Source organism: Sphingomonas phyllosphaerae (genome assembly GCA_036946405.1).
GTDB classification, from domain to species: Bacteria; Pseudomonadota; Alphaproteobacteria; order Sphingomonadales; family Sphingomonadaceae; genus Sphingomonas; species Sphingomonas phyllosphaerae_D.
In genome coordinates, this window is the sequence record JAQIJC010000001.1 from 1,324,337 (window position 1) to 1,340,967 (window position 16,631).

General features: G+C 67.5%; 17 protein-coding genes. 7 read left to right on the forward strand and 10 right to left on the reverse strand.

Going from position 1 to position 16,631, the window contains the following annotated elements; translation table 11 throughout:
• Window positions 1–21: 21 nt before the first annotated feature.
• From PGN12_06330 to PGN12_06340, 3 genes are read left to right on the forward strand one after another with little or no spacing between them, the layout of a single operon-like run.
• Window positions 22–1,530 (forward strand): ATP-binding protein, encoded by a 1,509-nt coding sequence (locus tag PGN12_06330; protein MEH3103505.1) that lies wholly within the window; start codon window positions 22–24, stop codon window positions 1,528–1,530.
• On the forward strand, window positions 1,527–1,979 hold the full coding sequence (locus tag PGN12_06335; protein MEH3103506.1) for a response regulator: 453 nt from the start codon (window positions 1,527–1,529) through the stop codon (window positions 1,977–1,979). Before PGN12_06330 ends, PGN12_06335 begins: the two co-directional genes overlap by 4 nt.
• A complete protein-coding gene (locus tag PGN12_06340) occupies window positions 1,976–3,007 on the forward strand; it encodes a response regulator (protein ID MEH3103507.1) in 1,032 nt (343 codons plus the stop codon). Before PGN12_06335 ends, PGN12_06340 begins: the two co-directional genes overlap by 4 nt.
• Before the next feature lie 153 nt (window positions 3,008–3,160).
• Here PGN12_06340 and metH read toward each other — a convergent pair whose 3' ends face one another.
• From metH to PGN12_06360, 4 genes are all read right to left on the reverse strand, one after another.
• Entirely contained in the window at window positions 3,161–5,833 is a 2,673-nt protein-coding gene (gene metH, locus PGN12_06345) for a methionine synthase (GenBank protein MEH3103508.1), read from the reverse strand.
• Window positions 5,834–5,963: 130 nt separating this feature from the next.
• Window positions 5,964–7,010 carry a homocysteine S-methyltransferase family protein gene (locus PGN12_06350; GenBank protein ID MEH3103509.1) on the reverse strand — a complete coding sequence of 349 codons (1,047 nt, stop codon included), beginning with the start codon at window positions 7,008–7,010 and terminating at the stop codon, window positions 5,964–5,966.
• A complete protein-coding gene (gene metF, locus PGN12_06355) occupies window positions 7,007–7,948 on the reverse strand; it encodes a methylenetetrahydrofolate reductase [NAD(P)H] (GenBank protein MEH3103510.1) in 942 nt (313 codons plus the stop codon). Before metF ends, PGN12_06350 begins: the two co-directional genes overlap by 4 nt.
• Window positions 7,945–8,883 carry a metalloregulator ArsR/SmtB family transcription factor gene (locus PGN12_06360; GenBank protein MEH3103511.1) on the reverse strand — a complete coding sequence of 313 codons (939 nt, stop codon included), beginning with the start codon at window positions 8,881–8,883 and terminating at the stop codon, window positions 7,945–7,947. The genes metF and PGN12_06360 overlap by 4 nt, the downstream gene beginning before the upstream one ends.
• Before the next feature lie 127 nt (window positions 8,884–9,010).
• Between PGN12_06360 and PGN12_06365 the strand changes: the two genes are divergently transcribed.
• From PGN12_06365 to PGN12_06375, 3 genes are read left to right on the forward strand one after another with little or no spacing between them, the layout of a single operon-like run.
• Window positions 9,011–9,307, forward strand: coding sequence for a hypothetical protein (locus PGN12_06365; GenBank protein MEH3103512.1), 297 nt, complete (start codon window positions 9,011–9,013; stop codon window positions 9,305–9,307).
• 58 nt (window positions 9,308–9,365) lie between these two features.
• Window positions 9,366–10,316, forward strand: a complete 951-nt coding sequence (locus PGN12_06370; protein ID MEH3103513.1) for an aldo/keto reductase — start codon at window positions 9,366–9,368, stop codon at window positions 10,314–10,316.
• Window positions 10,309–10,947 carry a hypothetical protein gene (locus PGN12_06375; GenBank protein ID MEH3103514.1) on the forward strand — a complete coding sequence of 213 codons (639 nt, stop codon included), beginning with the start codon at window positions 10,309–10,311 and terminating at the stop codon, window positions 10,945–10,947. The genes PGN12_06370 and PGN12_06375 overlap by 8 nt, the downstream gene beginning before the upstream one ends.
• A 3-nt stretch (window positions 10,948–10,950) precedes the next feature.
• Here the strand turns inward: PGN12_06375 and PGN12_06380 are convergent, their stop codons facing one another.
• Window positions 10,951–11,586, reverse strand: coding sequence for a DUF4893 domain-containing protein (locus PGN12_06380; GenBank protein ID MEH3103515.1), 636 nt, complete (start codon window positions 11,584–11,586; stop codon window positions 10,951–10,953).
• Window positions 11,583–12,368, reverse strand: a complete 786-nt coding sequence (locus tag PGN12_06385; GenBank protein ID MEH3103516.1) for a 3-hydroxybutyrate dehydrogenase — start codon at window positions 12,366–12,368, stop codon at window positions 11,583–11,585. The genes PGN12_06380 and PGN12_06385 overlap by 4 nt, the downstream gene beginning before the upstream one ends.
• Before the next feature lie 126 nt (window positions 12,369–12,494).
• Here PGN12_06385 and PGN12_06390 point away from each other — a divergent pair, with 126 nt between their 5' ends.
• Window positions 12,495–13,397 (forward strand): neutral zinc metallopeptidase, encoded by a 903-nt coding sequence (locus PGN12_06390; GenBank protein ID MEH3103517.1) that lies wholly within the window; start codon window positions 12,495–12,497, stop codon window positions 13,395–13,397.
• Between the two features lie 176 nt (window positions 13,398–13,573).
• On the opposite strand, the gene PGN12_06395 is transcribed toward PGN12_06390, so the two are convergent.
• The 4 genes from PGN12_06395 to PGN12_06410 form a co-directional block, all read right to left on the reverse strand.
• Window positions 13,574–14,251 carry a DUF1013 domain-containing protein gene (locus PGN12_06395; protein ID MEH3103518.1) on the reverse strand — a complete coding sequence of 226 codons (678 nt, stop codon included), beginning with the start codon at window positions 14,249–14,251 and terminating at the stop codon, window positions 13,574–13,576.
• Between the two features lie 97 nt (window positions 14,252–14,348).
• Window positions 14,349–15,371, reverse strand: coding sequence for a glycosyltransferase family 1 protein (locus PGN12_06400; GenBank protein MEH3103519.1), 1,023 nt, complete (start codon window positions 15,369–15,371; stop codon window positions 14,349–14,351).
• A gap of 4 nt (window positions 15,372–15,375) precedes the next feature.
• On the reverse strand, window positions 15,376–16,266 hold the full coding sequence (locus PGN12_06405) for a UDP-2,3-diacylglucosamine diphosphatase (protein ID MEH3103520.1): 891 nt from the start codon (window positions 16,264–16,266) through the stop codon (window positions 15,376–15,378).
• 95 nt (window positions 16,267–16,361) lie between these two features.
• On the reverse strand, window positions 16,362–16,496 hold the full coding sequence (locus tag PGN12_06410; GenBank protein MEH3103521.1) for a hypothetical protein: 135 nt from the start codon (window positions 16,494–16,496) through the stop codon (window positions 16,362–16,364).
• Window positions 16,497–16,631: the final 135 nt, after the last annotated feature.

Sequence of the window (16,631 nt, forward strand, 5' to 3'; positions counted from 1 at the left end):
GCAAGCGATAACGCAAGCGTAATGGCCGACTTGCCTGCCGCTGCTCCGATCAATCGCACGCTCGCGCGCCGCATGACCGCGTTGATGGCGCTCGGCTTCATCGCGCTGCTGTTGGTCGGCTATGCGGCGGTGCGGGTGATGCAGCGCAACGAGCTGCATACCGGGTTGGTCGAGCATACCTATCAGGTGCAGCGCGCGGTGTTGAACGTCCGTCGGCTGGTCGAGGAAAGCGAGGCGGCGCGGCGCGGGTTGATGCTGATCCCCGAGCGCGGCACGACGCGTGCCAACTTCATGCGGGCGCGTCAGCAGATCGCCCCCGCGCTGGAGTGGATCGAGGAACTGACGCGCGACAATCCGGCGCAGCGCCGCTACCTTCAGGGATTGCAGTTGCAGTTGCGCAGTCTGCTGGCGCGACAGGACCGGACGCTCGCATTGCTGGGAGAGGGCGACCAGCGCGGCGCGATCGCCGCGTACGCCGACGATTCCGAGGTGCGCGACATCGTGACGATCCGCAACGTGCTCGATCGCATGGCGCAGATCGAGCAGCGGCTGATGGCCCGTCGCGATGCCGAACTGCGCGCCAGTCAGGGTGCCTTCTACACGCTGATCGCGCTGGGCGGGGTGGTGCTGGCGGTGGTGGCGGTGATCTCGACGCTGACGATCCTGTCCTACACGCGCGATCTGGCGCGATCGGACGAGGCGCTGCGCGAACTCAATGCCGGGCTGGAGGATATGGTCGCGGCGCGCACCGAGGACCTGACGCGTGCCAACGAGGAGATCCAGCGCTTCGCCTATATCGTCAGCCATGACCTGCGCTCGCCGCTAGTCAATGTGATGGGCTTCACCGCCGAGCTGGAAACTGCCGCGGCGTCGCTGCGCGCGCTGGTCGAGCGCGTCGACGCGGAGGCGCCCGCAGTGGCGAGCGAGGAGGCGCGGCTCGCGGCGACCGAGGACCTGCCCGAGGCGATCGGGTTCATCCGCACCTCGACGCAGAAGATGGACCGGCTCATCAACGCAATCCTGCAATTGTCACGTCAGGGACGGCGCGCGCTGGCGCCCGAGAAGATCGACGTCGCCGCGCTGATCCGCCAGATCGGCGACACGCTGTCGCATCGGCTCTCCGAAACCGACACTGAGCTGACCGTCGACGGCGTGCTGCCCGAGGTGGTCAGCGACCGGCTCGCGCTCGACCAGATCTTTTCGAACCTGATCGAGAATGCGGTGAAATATCTGCGTCCTGGCGTGCCCGGCCGGATCACCGCTACCGGCCGGCGCGGGCGCGACCGGGTCTTCTACACGATCCGCGACAATGGCCGCGGGATCGACCCGCGCGATCATCAGCGTGTGTTCGACCTGTTCCGCCGCTCCGGCGCGCAGGACCGGCCCGGCGAGGGGATCGGCCTCGCCACCGTCCGTGCGCTCGTCTTCCGACTGGGCGGCAGCATCGACGTCGCCTCCGAACTCGGGCAGGGGGCGGCGTTCACCGTGTCGCTGCCGCTCGTCATCGCCAAACAGGAACTCAACCCATGAACGCGCCGCAATCCGTCAATATCGTGATGATCGAGGATGACGAAGGTCATGCGCGGTTGATCGAGAAGAACATCCGGCGCGCCGGGATCATGAACCCGATCCGTCACTTCACCGATGGCACTAGCGCGCTCGACTATATCTTCAACGATACCAGCGGGCCGCAGCTGAACGGCCCGGCGCTGGTGCTGCTCGACCTCAACCTGCCCGACATGAGCGGAACCGACATCCTCGCCAAGATCAAGACCAGTGACGGCCCGGTGAAGCGCACCCCCGTCGTGGTGCTGACCACCACCGACGACAGCCGCGAGATCCAGCGTTGCTACGATCTCGGCGCCAACGTCTACATCACCAAGCCGGTGAATTACGAGAGCTTCGCGCAGGCGATCCGGCAGCTGGGGCTGTTCCTGTCGGTGATCCAGGTCCCCGATCTGGGTGACGCGCACGGATGATCGAGACGCCGCGCATCCTCTATATCGACGATGATGCGGGCATCCGCCGGCTGGTGACGCGCGCGCTGGAGCGGCGCGGGTATAAGGTGACGGTCGCCGATGGTGGCGAGGCGGGAGTCGCGCTGGCCGCGGCCGAACCGTTCGATGTCGTTGCTGTCGACCATTATATGCCGGGGATCGACGGGCTGGAGACGATGACGCGGCTGTCGACGCTGCCCGAGGCGCCGCCGATGGTCTATGTCAGCGGCTCCGAAGAGACGCAGGTCGCGCTGGCCGCGCTGCGTGGCGGCGCAGCGGACTATATCGTCAAGACGCCGGGCGACGACTTCTTCGACCTGCTCGACGCGACCTTCCGGCAGGTAATCGAGCGCGCGCAGCTCGCCCGCGCCAAGGCACGTGCCGAGGACGATCTGCGCGCCAGCAACGCGCGGCTGGAGGCGTTGCTGGCGGAGGTCAATCACCGCGTCGCCAATTCGCTGCAGCTGGTGTCGGCGATGGTGCGGATGCAGTCGAGCGCGCTGACCGACGAGGCGGCGCGCGCCGCGCTGGAGGATACGCAGCGCCGGATCAGTGCGATCGCACAGGTCCACCGGCGGCTCTACACCGGCGATGACGTCGAGAGCGTCGACATGCTCGATTACCTCACGCAGCTGATCGACGAGCTGACGCAGACCTGGTCGACCGACGATTGCCCGCGCGCTTTGGTGCTCCATGCCGAGCCGCTGCGATTGCCGACCGATCGCGCGGTGTCGCTGGGGGTGATCGTCACCGAGCTGGTGAGCAATGCCTGTAAGTACGCGTATCCGGGCGGGCCGGGCGAAGTGCGCGTGCGGCTGTCGCGGGACGGCGACGAGCGGTTCCGGCTGACGGTGGAGGATGACGGGATCGGGCTGGGGGACGAACCGCCCAAGGGGACCGGCGTCGGGACGCGGCTGATCCGCGCGATGGCGCAGAGCCTTGATTCGATCGTGGAATATGATCGTACCCACAGCGGCACGCGCGCGATCGTCGCGGCGGCGGTGGGATAGCTCTCCCTCAATGCGGCCGTCGCCCCTGCGGAGGCAGGGGCCTATTTCTGTGCCGTCTCGCGGGTCAGTTGACACAATCGCTTCGGCTGTTGTGTCAGATGGCTCGACCTACTCGACAGTCATGGGCCCCTGCCTGCGCAGGGGCGACGTCAATCAATCCAAGTTCGGCCGCAGCAGCCGCGTGGCGCGCTCCATGTCCACCCCCAGCCGCTGCGCATAGTCCGCGAGCTGGTCCTCGCCGATCCGCGCGACGCCGAAATATTCGGCTTGCGCGTGGCCGAAATAGAAGCCGCTGACCGCCGCGGTCGGCAGCATCGCGAAGCTTTCGGTCAGCTCCAGCCCGGCGTTCTTCTCCGCCTCCAGCATCTCGAACAGCCGCACCTTGAGCGAATGTTCCGGGCAGGCGGGGTAGCCCGGCGCGGGGCGGATGCCGCGATATTGCTCGCGGATCAGCGCGTCGTTGGTCAGTTGCTCGTCCGGCGCATAGCCCCACAGCGTCTGGCGGACATGCTGGTGCAGCGCCTCCGCGAACGCTTCGGCGAGACGGTCGGCGAGCGCCTTCAGCAGGATGTCGTTGTAATCGTCGTTGTCGGCCTTGTAGCGCGCGAGGTGCGCATCAATGCCGTGGATACCGACCGCAAAGCCGCCCATCCAGTCGCCCGCCGGGTCGATGAAGTCGGCAAGGCACATGTTCGCGCGCCCCTCGCGCTTGGCGATCTGCTGGCGCAGGAACGGCAGCCGCGTCGAATGTTCGTTGCGGCGGTCGAGGTCGGGGACGTTGAAGCCTTCGGGCACGCTGCCGCCATCGGGCGAGCGATGGTCGGCGGTGTGGCGGTCGTGGACCCAGACGTCGTCGTCGTGGCGGTGGCACGGCCACAGCCCGGCGACGCCGCGCGCAGTCAGCCACTTCTCCGAAACGATCCGGTCGAGCATCGCCTGCGCATCGGCGAAGAGCGACGATGCGCTTTCGCCGACCACCTCGTCGGTGAGGATCGCGGGGTAATTGCCCGCCAGTTCCCAGGCGCGGAAGAACGGCGTCCAGTCGATGAACTCGCGCAAATGCGCCAGATCCCAGTCGTCGAAGACATGCACGCCCGGCTGCGCGGGGGCGGGGGCCTTGAGCGCAATGTCGGCCGCGAAGCTGCGCTTGCGCGCTTCGTCGAGCGGCAGCAGCTTGTTCTGCCCCTTGCCCTCACGCGCGTCGCGCACCGCCTGATAATCCTTGGCGACGCCGGCGACATAATCGTCGCGGATCGTGTCGGAGACGAGCGTGGTCGCCACGCCGACCGCGCGGCTGGCGTCGAGCACATGGACGACCGGGCCGGTATAGGCCGGGGCGATGCGCAAAGCGGTGTGGACCTTCGAGGTGGTCGCGCCGCCGATCAGCAGCGGCATCTGCATCTGCGCGCGCTGCATCTCCTCGGCGACCGTCACCATTTCGTCGAGCGACGGGGTGATGAGGCCGGACAGGCCGATCATGTCGGCGTCATTCTCGTTCGCGGCGTCGAGGATCTTCGACCACGGCACCATCACGCCGAGGTCGATCACCTCGAAGCCGTTGCACTGGAGCACGACGCCGACGATGTTCTTGCCGATGTCGTGGACGTCGCCCTTGACGGTCGCCATCACGACCTTGCCCTTGCCCTTGGCGCCGGGTTCCTTGGCGGCCTCGATGAACGGCATCAGGTGCGCGACCGCCTTCTTCATGACCCGCGCCGACTTCACCACCTGCGGCAGGAACATCTTGCCCGAGCCGAACAGATCGCCGACGACGTTCATCCCGTCCATCAGCGGTCCCTCGATCACCTCGATCGGGCGCGCGAACATCTGGCGGCATTCCTCGGTGTCGTCGACGACATGCGCGTCGATGCCCTTGACCAGCGCATATTCGAGCCGCTTGGTGACCTCCAGCGAGCGCCATTCGGCCGCCTGCTTCTCGGCCGCCGCATCGGTGCCGCGGAACTTCTCGGCGAGCGCGACCAGCCGGTCGCCCGCCTCGGGATCGCGATTGAGGATGACGTCCTCGCACGCCTGGCGCAGCTCGGGGTCGATCGCGTCATAGACGTCGAGCTGCCCGGCGTTGACGATCCCCATGTCCATGCCCGCAGGGATGGCGTGATAGAGGAACACCGAGTGCATCGCGCGGCGCACCGGCTCGTTGCCGCGGAAGCTGAACGACAGGTTCGACAGACCGCCGGAGATATGGACGTGCGGGCAGCGCGCCTTGATCTCGCGGCACGCCTCGATGAAGTCGACGCCGTAATTGTTGTGTTCCTCGATCCCGGTCGCGACCGCGAAGACATTGGGGTCGAAGATGATGTCCTCGGGCGGGAAGCCGATCCCGGTGAGCAGCGTGTAGGCCCGCTCGCAGATCTCGACCTTACGCGCCTGCGTGTCGGCCTGTCCGACCTCGTCGAACGCCATCACCACGACCGCCGCGCCGTAATTCATGCACTTGCGCGCATGGGCAAGGAACGCCTCCTCGCCTTCCTTCATGCTGATCGAATTGACGATCGGCTTGCCCGAGACGCATTTCAGCCCGGCCTCGATCACGTCCCACTTCGAGGAGTCGATCATTACCGGCACGCGCGCGATATCGGGCTCGGCGGCGATCAGCTTGAGGAAGGTCGTCATGGCGTGGTGCGCGTCGAGCAGCCCCTCGTCCATGTTGACGTCGACCACCTGCGCGCCATTCTCCACCTGCTGGCGCGCGACCTCGACCGCGCGGGTATAGTCGCCGGCGAGGATCATCTTCTTGAACGCCGCCGAGCCGGTGACGTTGGTGCGCTCGCCGATGTTGACGAATTGGGTGGAGGAGGTGGTCATCTAAATCTCTTCTTAGCCCTCTCCCCTCCGGGGAGAGGGTTTGGGAGAGGGGCTGTGTCTCACCGAGCGAAGCGCCTGTGGCGGCCCCTCACCCAACCCTCTCCCCGGAGGGGAGAGGGCTTGACGGCGCTCACGCCGCCATCGTGAACGGCTCCAGCCCGGCCAGCCGCGTCCGCACCGCCGGCACCGCGACTTGGCGCGGGGCCATGCCGCGGACGTGGTCGGCGATCGCCTTGATATGCGCGGGCGTCGAGCCGCAGCAGCCGCCCAGCACGTTGACCTGCCCCGCGAACGCCCATTCGCCGACCAGCCCGGCGGTCGTCTCCGGCGCTTCGTCATAGGCACCCAGCTCGTTGGGCAGTCCGGCGTTCGGATAGACCATGATGAGCGTATCGCAAAGTTCGCTCAGCGTCTTCACATGCGGGCGCAATTGCTCGGCACCGAACGAGCAGTTCAGCCCGATCGTCAGTGGCCTGGCATGGCGCACCGCGTGCCAGAACGCCTCGACGGTATGCCCCGACAGGTTGCGGCCGGACAGATCGGTGAGCGTCATCGAGAGCATGATCGGCAGGTCACGGCCCAGCGCTTCGCCCGCCTCGATCGCGGCCATGATCCCGGCCTTCGCATTGAGCGTGTCGAACACCGTCTCGATCAGCACGAAGTCCGCGCCGCCCTCGACCAGTGCGTCGATCTGCTCGCGGTAGACGTCCTTGAGGTAATCGAAGTCGATCTCGCGATAGCCGGGATCGTTGACGTCCGGCGACAGCGACAACGTCTTGTTGGTCGGCCCGATCGCCCCGGCGACGAAGCGCGGGCGGCCGTCCTTCGCCTGATATTCGTCGGCGATGCGGCGCGCGAGCTTCGCGCTCTCGACGTTGATCTCGCGGACCAGCCCTTCGGCGCCGTAATCGGCCTGGCTGATGCGATTGGCGGAGAAGGTGTTGGTCTCGGCGATGTCCGCCCCGGCCTCGAAATAGGCGCGGTGGATCGCCTCGGGCACCTCGGGCTTGGTCAGCGCGAGAATATCGTTGTTGCCCTTCTGGTCGTGGCCGAGCGTCAGCGTGCCGGCATAATCGGCCTCCGACAGCTTCCAGTTCTGGATCTCGGTGCCGAATGCGCCGTCGGTGATGAGGATGCGCTTGGCCGCCTCGGCGTTGAAGGTGTCGCGAATGGTCATGCCGCCGCCCTTTCCTGTGCCGGGCGGGTGCGGACGCCCAGCAGGTGACAGATGGCGAAGCTCAGCTCCGCCTTGTTCATCGTGTAGAAGTGGAGCTGCTTGACCCCGCCGGCATAGAGCTTGCGGCAGAGTTCGGCGGCGACCGTCGCGGCGACCAGCTGGCGCGCGGCGGGATGGTCGTCGAGCCCGTCGAATAGCCGCACCAGCCAGCCCGGCACGTCGGTGTTGCACATCGTCGCCATGCGCGTGACCCCGGCGAAGCTGCCGATCGGCATGATGCCCGGGACGATCTCGGCCGTGATCCCCGCGGCAGCGGCGGCGTCGCGGTACCGGAAGAAGGTTTCGGGCTCGAAGAAGAATTGCGTGATCGCGCGGTTGGCGCCCGCGTCGAGCTTGCGCTTGAGATTGTTGAGATCGGCGGCGAGGTCGGCCGAGTTCGGGTGCATTTCCGGATAGGCGGCGACCGAAATCTCGAACGGGTGCAGCCGGCGCAATCCCTCGACCAGCGCGGCGGCATTCTCGTAACCGCCAGGGTGCGGCGCGTAATCGGCGGCACCGGCCGGCGGATCGCCGCGCAGCGCGACGATGTGGCGGACGCCGGCCGCCCAATATTCCTGCGCGACCGCGTCGATCTCCTCGCGCGTCGCCTCGACGCAGGTGAGATGCGCGGCGGCCGGCACGTTGGTTTCGCGCGCGATCCGCGCGACGGTGGCGTGGGTGCGGTCGCGCGTCGACCCGCCCGCGCCATAGGTGACCGACAGGAAGCGCGGGCCAAGCGGGCAAAGCGTCTCGATCGACTGCCAAAGGTTCTCCTCGGCCTTGTCGGTCTTGGGCGGCGAGAATTCGAAGCTGACTTCCACGTCGCCGCCGACGTCGGCGTAGAGTGGAGCCTCCAGCGCGCGCCGTGCCTCTTCGAGCTGATTGACCGAGAACGTCATGCCGCCTTCACCTCCCGCACCGGCACGCCTTGCTTGCGCCCGAGCCACAATTTCACCGTCAGTTCGCCGCCCTCGAGCGTCTCGGCGCGCTCCAGCGCCAGCCCCGCCTTCTCGAACCAGCCCGCGATCTGCGCATCCGCGAAGCCGAGCCGCGTATGCGCGTCACGTGCGCGCAATTCCTCGCGGTCGTGGCTGGCGAAATCGGCGATCAACAGCCGGCCATAGTCATCCAGGACGCGCGCCGCCTCCGCGATCGCCGCGCCGGGCTGCTGCGCGAAATGCAGGACGTGATGGAGGATCGCGACATCGACGCCGCCGTCCGCGACCGGCAAGGCGTAAAGATCGGCTTGTCGCAATTCGGCCTGTTCGCCGACCCGCGCGCGCGCCAGCCGCAGCATCTCGCTGCTCTTGTCGATGCCAAGCACGTGGGTCGCGGCAGGCGCGAACAGCTCGATCATCCGCCCGGTGCCGGTGCCGATATCGATCAACCGCCCGAGCGGCGCGGGGCCGAGCAGCGCGCGCATCGCGGCCTCCACCTGATCCTCCGCGACATGCAGCGAGCGGATCGCGTCCCATTCGCCGGCATGTGCCTCGAACCACGCCGCCGCCGCCGCCGCCCGATCGGCGCGCACCGCTGACAGCCGCGCGATATCGGCCTCGACCTCGCCCGCGACACCATAAGCGTCCAGCGCCGCCAGCACCGGCGTGACGCGCGCGCGCTCGCCGAGCGCAACGAACACCCAGCTGCCTTCCTTGCGGCGCTCGGCAAGGCCGGCGTCGCACAGGATCTTGACGTGGCGCGACACGCGCGGCTGGCTTTGCCCGAGCACCTGTGCCAGCTCGCCGACCGACAATTCCATCGCGCCGAGCAGCGCGACGATCCGCAGGCGGGACTCGTCGGCCAGCGCACGGAAGATATCGAGGGCAAGCTTCATGTGACCACATATAAAGATATCTTTATATGGGTCAACGCGGGAGGCGGGATGAACCTTTTGCCTGCATCTTTCGTTCGCCTTGCCGCTGCGGCTATTTTGCCGGCGTAACAAAACAGGGAGAAACCCGATGAAGCGTCTTTTCACCACCGGCCTGATCGCCGCAACCGCGCTGGGCCTCGCCGCATGCAGCGAGCGCGCGCAGAACGAGACCGCCGAGGCGGGTAACGCGATCGCTTCCGACACCGCCGCGACGACCTCCAACGCCGTCAACGATGTCGATGCGGCGACCGACCGCGCGCTCGACAAGGCCGAGAACAGCCTCGATCGTGCCGGCGATGCGCTGAAGAACAGCGGTGATCGCGCCGCGGATGCGACCGGTAACGCGATGGTGCGGGCAGGCGAGGACCTGCGCGACAAGAACTGATGCGAATGCCGCCGCGGCCCATTATCGTCGCGGCGGTCGTTCCGGCCGGAAGATCATCATGACCGACAAGCGGCGCCTCGGTGCCTCCGAATTGCGGATCACGCCGCTGATATTGGGCGGTAACGTCTTCGGCTGGACCGCCGACCGCGACGCGTCCTTCGCGGTGCTCGACGCCTTCGTCGCGGGCGGCGGGACGATGATCGACACCGCCGACGTCTATTCCGCCTGGGTCGAAGGCCATGGCGGCGGCAAGTCGGAGACGATGATCGGCGAATGGTTGCGCGATCGCGGCGTGCGCGACCGGGTGCTGATCGCCACCAAGGTCGGGATGCTGCCGGGTGAGGGTGGCGAGAAGCTGGCGCCGGCGCGGATCGTCGCGGCGTGCGAGGCGTCGCTGCGGCGGCTCGGCACCGACCGGATCGACCTTTATTTCGCGCATCAGGACGATCAGGATCAATCGCAGGCGGCGGTGGCGGAGGCGTTCGCCCGGCTGGTGCAGGCCGGCAAGGTCCGCGTGCTCGGTGCGTCGAACTTCCACGCCGCGCGGCTGAAGTCGGCGATCGAAACCGCGCGCGCGGCGGCGTTGCCGCATTATCAGGTGCTTCAGCCGGAATATAATCTGGTCAGCCGCCACAAGTTCGAGGGCGAGCTGCAGGATTATTGCGTCACCGAGAATGTCGGTGTCGTGCCCTATTATGGGCTGGCGTCGGGTTTCTTGACCGGCAAGTACCGGACCCGCGACGATCTTTCGAAGAGCGTGCGCGGCGCGCGCATGGGCGACCTGCTCGACGGCAAGGGCGCCGCCGTGCTCGACGCGATGGACGCCGTTGCGGCGGAGAGCGGCGCGACGCTGGCGCAGATCGCGCTCGCGTGGCTGATCGCGCAACCGGGGGTCACCGCACCGATCGCGAGCGCGACCGCGGCGGTGCAGGTCGAGGAATTGCTCGGCGCGACGGCGATCCGGCTGAGCGACGACCAGCTCGAACGGCTGACCACCGCGGGTGCCTGACCGGCAGTCGCGACGCTGGCTGGGGCGGCTGACGCTGCTGCTGGTCGCGTTCGCGGCATGGCCGGCGCAGGCGGCGGTGACAATCACCTTCTGGAGTCGCGATTTCGGCAACACCTTTCCCCACGCCTTCTTCATGCTGCGTGGCACGCCCGATGCGGGCGGGGCGCCGGTCGATGCGGCCTATGGCTTTACCGCGCGGTCGCTGACGCCGGCGATCCTGTTCGGCAATGTCGCGGGGCGGGTCGAACGGCCCAAGCCCGGTTACATGGCAAGCAGCCACGTCCGCTTCTCGCGCACGCTCACCGACGCGCAATATGGTGCGATCGTCGCGCTGATCCGCGAATGGGACGAGCGGACCGGGGATGCGACATACAATCTCAACAAGCGCAATTGCGTGACCTTCGTCCGCGAGGCGGCGCGGCGCTCGGGGCTGACGATCGTCGATTTCCCGAAGCTGATGAAGAAGCCGAGCGGCTATCTGCGTGCGGTCATCGCCGCACAACCGCAGGCGGTGACGGTCATCGAGCAGACCGGGAAAGAATATCTCGCGACGCTGCCGCCGATCGATGGCGTGGTGCCGATCGATGCGCCGGTCAGTACGCCGGGAACCATGCCCGGGAAGCGGAACTAACGGTCAGTCGCCCGGCACCAGTTCCAGCACGTCGAGCGTGGATTCGAACGCCGGATAGGGCATCGCCAGCCGCCAGCGGCGGGGGCCGACCCGCTCCATCCAGCCGGCCACGTCGCGGCTCGCGTCAGCGCCATAGCCGTAGGCGCGCGATTCATCGCCGAGCATCAACGTGCCGATAAACACCGCCCGCGTCGGATCGGCCGCATAGAGGAGGCCGACCTGCCGCTGCGAACCGGTCAGCTTGACGAGCTGCGCCGCGCCGCCGGCCGCGACCGTGATCCGGCAGTCGAACCATCCATAGGCGGTGAAGCCGGTGCCGATCGTGCCCTTGCGCCCGAGCTTGAACGTCCGGCAGCGATAGACGCCGACCGGCGGCACCGGATCGGCAAGCGCAGCGTCGATCGTGAAAAGCGCCCCCTGGGCGGCGAGATCGGCGGCGGCGACCGGACGCGCCTGGGCCAGTGCCTGCGTCCATGCCTCGTACCAGCGACGCAGGCGGTCGCGATCGGCGGGAGTGGCGAGCCTCCGCCAGTCGACTCCGGCAGCGGCCGGGGGCGGCGGAGTCGCCGCGGCGCTGACGAAGGGCCGTGCGCCGCATCCGGAGAGACAGAGCAGCAGCGCGGCGGCGATGCGCCTCACGCCGCCGTCCAGCCGCCGTCGACCGACAGGTTCGCGCCGGTGATCGCCTTCGCCTCGTCGCGGCACAGGAACAAGGCGAGTGCCGCGACTTGTTCGGGGGTCACGAACTCCTTGGTCGGCTGCGCGGCGAGCAGCACGTCGTCGATCACCTGCTCCCGCGTCAGCCCGCGCGCCTTCATCGTGTCCGGGATCTGCTGTTCGACCAGCGGCGTCCAGACGTAGCCGGGCGAGATGCAATTGACCGTGATCCCCTGCGGCGCGGTTTCCAGCGCGACGGTCTTGGTCAGCCCGACCAGACCGTGTTTCGCGGCGACATAGGCGGACTTGTTGGGGCTGGCGACCAGGCTGTGCGCCGAGGCGGTCGAGACGATCCGCCCCCAGCCGCGCGCGCGCATGTGCGGCACCGCGGCGCGCATCATGTGGAAGGCGCTTGACAGATTGATCGCGAGGATCGCATCCCATTTTTCGACCGGGAACTCGGCGATGCCGCAGACGTGCTGGATGCCGGCATTGTTGACGACGATGTCCGGCCCGCCCCACGCGTCATGCGCGCGAGCCACCATCGCGGCGATCGCCGCCGGATCGGTCATGTCCGCGCCATCGTACAGCGCTTCGCCGGAGCCGAGTGCGGTGACGCCGGCACGTGCCTGCTCGATCGCGTCGGCGTCACCAAAACCGTTGAGCATGACATGTGCGCCGGCCTCCGCCAGCGCGCGCGCCACCGCCAGTCCGATGCCCGAGGTCGACCCGGTGACGATCGCGCTCTTGCCGTTCAGGAACATGGTCGGGCCTTTCCGCTGACGTGTGTCCGCTTTCCATCGGTGAGCCGAGCGGCGGTTGCAACCCGTATGGGGGTGCGAACATTCATACCGCGACGGTAACGACCAGCCTTTGCAGGGGAGGCGTGCATGCGGCTCGACGATTATGACAATGATATCAACGTCGGCGAGGCGCGCGGCGGTGGTGGGCTCGGTGGCGGCGGCGGCGGCGGCCTTTTGCTCGGACTGTTGCCGATGATCGGCAGCCGCTTCGGGTGCGGCGGGATCGTCGTGGTCTTGTTGTTGCTCGCGGTGTTCGGCGGGCTCGGCAACCTCGGCGGTCTGCTCGGCGGCGGTAGCGGCTCGGCACCACAGGTGAATGCGCCGTCGCGCGAGACGGTGCAACAGGTCTGCGACGTCTCGACGGCGCGCCGCGATACGTGTCGCGCGTTCAGCAATGCGCAGAACACGTGGGAAAAGATCTTCGCGAGCCAGAATCAGCAATTCAGTCCGCCCAAGCTGCAATTCTTCAGCGGCAGCGGTCAATCGGGCTGCGGTGCGGCGATGTCGGCAATGGGACCGTTCTATTGCCCGACCGACCGCGGCATTTATCTCGATACCAGCTTCTTCGACGAGCTGGCCAACAAGTACAAGGCGGGCGGCGACTTCGCGCAATATTATGTGATCGCGCATGAATTCGGCCACCACATTCAGAACCTGCTCGGCACCTCGACCGAAGTGCAGCAGGCGCAGCGGCGCGCGAGCGAGGCGGAGGGCAATGCGCTGTCGGTGCGGCTGGAGCTGCAGGCGGATTGCTACGCCGGTGTCTGGGCGTCGCTGAACCGCGACCGGCTCGATCCGGGCGATGTCGAGGAAGGGATGCGCGCGGCGCAGGCGATCGGCGACGACACGTTGCAGCGCGAGGCGCAAGGGCGTGTGGTGCCGGACAGCTTCACCCACGGCACCTCGGCGCAACGGCAGGCGTGGCTGCGGCGGGGGATTGAGAGCAACGGCAACCCGGGGGTCTGCGATACCTTCTCGGGAACGATCTGACCGGGGGCGGGAAGCCGCGAACGCTCAATTCCGCCGCTGTCATTGCGAGCGTAGCGCAGCAATCCCAGGGCGTCTTGGTCCGGCCCTGGATTGCTTCGCTACGCTCGCAATGACGGATAAGGCCGGCGCCCCGGATCAAGTCCGGGACGACCATCAAATAGTGCCCATCGCCGCGATCAGCGGCGGAACGGGTCTTCGAACGCCGGGCGTGCCGGGGTGTCGCTCTCGACGCCATTCTCGGAATCGCGTGCGGCCTGTTCGCGCTGCGCACGCAGCGAGGCGATCAGCGCTTCGCGGTCGCCGTCCAGCCTTGTGTCGGTCGGTGCCTGCTCGATGCCGGCCGCCTTCGCCGCCTTGTTGACCGCCGCGTCCAGCTCGCGCTGCGTGGTCAGGCCCAGCGTCACCGGATCCTTCGGCGTGATGTTGCCGATGTTCCAGTGGCTGCGGTCGCGGATCGCCGCGATCGTCGTGCGGGTGGTGCCGATCAGGTTGCTGATCGCGCCGTCCGAAATCTCCGGATGGTTGCGGATGATCCAGGCGATGCCGTCGGGCTTGTCCTGTCGCTTGCTGACCGGCGTGTAGCGCGGCCCCTTGGTGCGGCGCACCTGATCCGGCCCCTTGGTCATCGTCATGCGATAGTTCGGGTTGGCCTGCGCCTTGTCGATCTCGTCCTGCGTCAGCTCGTGCGCGCGGACCGGATCGCGACCGGTCAGCTTGGTCGCGGCGGTGTCGTCGGCGATCGCCTGCACCTCGAGGATGTGCAGCCCGCAAAAATCGGCGATCTGCTCGAAGGACAGCGCGGTATTGTCGACGAGCCACGAGGCGGTCGCGTGGGGCATGAGCGGCTGGGCCATGCGGACAGTCTCCATAAATGCAAAGGGCCGCCCCTTCCCGGAGCGGCCGCCTGTTACCCAGGGACTTAGTGCGTGGCGCGCGTTAGGGCAAGCGCGCTCACGCCGCCGCGGCGAGGGCAGGGCCAAAGGGTTGCAGCGCGTCGAGGAACTGTCGCGCGCTCGCCGGCCAGGTGAAACGCGCCCCCGCCGCGGCACAGGCCGCGCGGTCGAGCGTCAGCGCGCGTGCGATCGCGACCGGCAAAGCGTCGTCCATCGCGCCCGTCTCCGGGGTCAGCACATCGACCGGCCCCGCGACCGGAAACGCCGCGACCGGGGTGCCGCACGCCAGCGCCTCGATCATCACCAAACCGAACGTGTCGGTGCGGCTGGGGAAGACCAGCACATCGGCGGCGCGATAGGCGGCGGCCAGCGCTGCGCCGAACAGCGGGCCGAGGAAGATCGCGTCGGGATATTGACGCGCGAGCGCCGCGCGCGCCGGACCGTCGCCGACCACGACCTTCGTGCCGGGCACCTCGGCGGCAAGGAAGGCGGCGATGTTCTTTTCGACCGCGACCCGCCCGACGTGAAGCAATACCGGGCCGGGCAGCGCGGCCATCGCGGCGTTTCGCTCGCCATCGGCGCTAAACAGCGGCGCGACGCCGCGACCCCAGCGGCGGATGCGGGTCAGGCCATGCGCGTTCAGCGCACGCTCGATCGTCGGGGTCGAGGCGAGCACCGCCGCGGCGGGCGCGTGGAACCAGCGGACGTAGCGCCAGATCCACGCCGGGTTCGCGCCGGTGCGCGCCGCGACATAATCGGGGAATTGCGTGTGATAGGCGGTGGTGAACGGCAGCCGGCGGGACAGGCACCAGCGCCGCGCGGCCACCCCCAGCGGACCCTCGGTGGCGATATGCACCGCCTCCGCGCCGAAGCGGGTAATCCGCCGTCCGACCGTCGCCGGCGGCATGAACGCCAGCCGGATCTCGGGATAGGTGGGGCAGGGGATCGACGGGGCGTCGGCGGGCGAGACGATCAGCACCTCATGCCCGCCGTTGCGCAATTCGGCGATCACATTCTCCAGCGTGCGGACCACGCCGTTAACCTGCGGCGTCCAGGCATCGGTGACGATCGCGATCCGCATCGCGTCAGGCGGCGAGCGCCGTAACGGGGCCGGCGTCGCGACGCGCGATCTCGTCGCCCCAGTTGAGGATCTCCATCGTGCCGTCGAAATGCTCGACCAGGGCGTTGCACCCTTCCACCCAATCGCCGTCGTTGTAATAAGCGATCCCTGCGATGTCACGCATCTCGGCGGTGTGGATGTGACCGCACACCACGCCGTCGACCCCGCGGCTGCCTGCGGCCTCGGCGACGATCTCCTCGAAGCGGGAGATGAACGCGACCGCATTCTTGACCTTGGCCTTGGCGTGCTTGCTGAGCGACCAATAGGGCATCCCGAACTTGCGCCGCACCGCGCTGACCGCGCGGTTGAGCGTCATCAGCGCGGTATAGGCGGCGTCGCCGACATGCGCGAGCCAGCGATGCGAGAGCGTGATCGCGTCGAACTCGTCGCCGTGGAGCACCAGCAGGCGACGACCATCGGCGGTTTCGTGGACCGCCTTGCGCCGGATCCTGATCCCGCCGAAATCGAGCCCCGCGAACTGGCGGAACATCTCGTCATGATTGCCCGGAATGTAGATCATCCGCGTGCCGCGCCGTGCGCGCTTCATCAGCCGCCAGATCACGTCGTTGTGCGCCGCCGGCCAGTAGAAGCGCTTCTTGAGCTGCCAGCCATCGACAATGTCGCCGACCAGATACATGGTGTCGCTGTCGACATGGTCGAGGAAGTCGATCAGCATGTCCGCGTTGCAGCCGCGCGTGCCGAGATGCACGTCGCTGATCCACACCGTCCGGTAGCGACGGCGCTCACCGACCGGATCTTCCGGACGATGCGGACGCGAATGCACGAAATCGAAGAGGTCGGTGACGTCTGCGATGTGCCCGGAGACGGGCGCGAGCGTGTCGGCGATCGGCGGCATGAGCGGCTCTCCCTCGCCGCCGCTATGCCCCATTCATGTGACGCGCCTATCTCGCCGCGGTGACGGCGATATGGCCGATCGGTGACGATTTCGCGTCAGCGGACCAGGTGCACCATCGCGTCGATCGCGCCGCCGATGACGACCCAGCTTGCCAACGCCAGGCTGGCCAGCACGGCAAAGCGCCGACGCGTGGAGAAGTTGTAACCCGCAACCATCTTCAGGATCCTCATCCTCATTCTTATGACTGTAAGGTGACACGTCGTCCCGGCGGCGAAAAGTACGGATTGCTGCCGTTCTCCACGCAAAAATTCGATTACTGACAACGATTGCATCGTCGGTAATCGAGCGGCTGTGTTGCCACACGT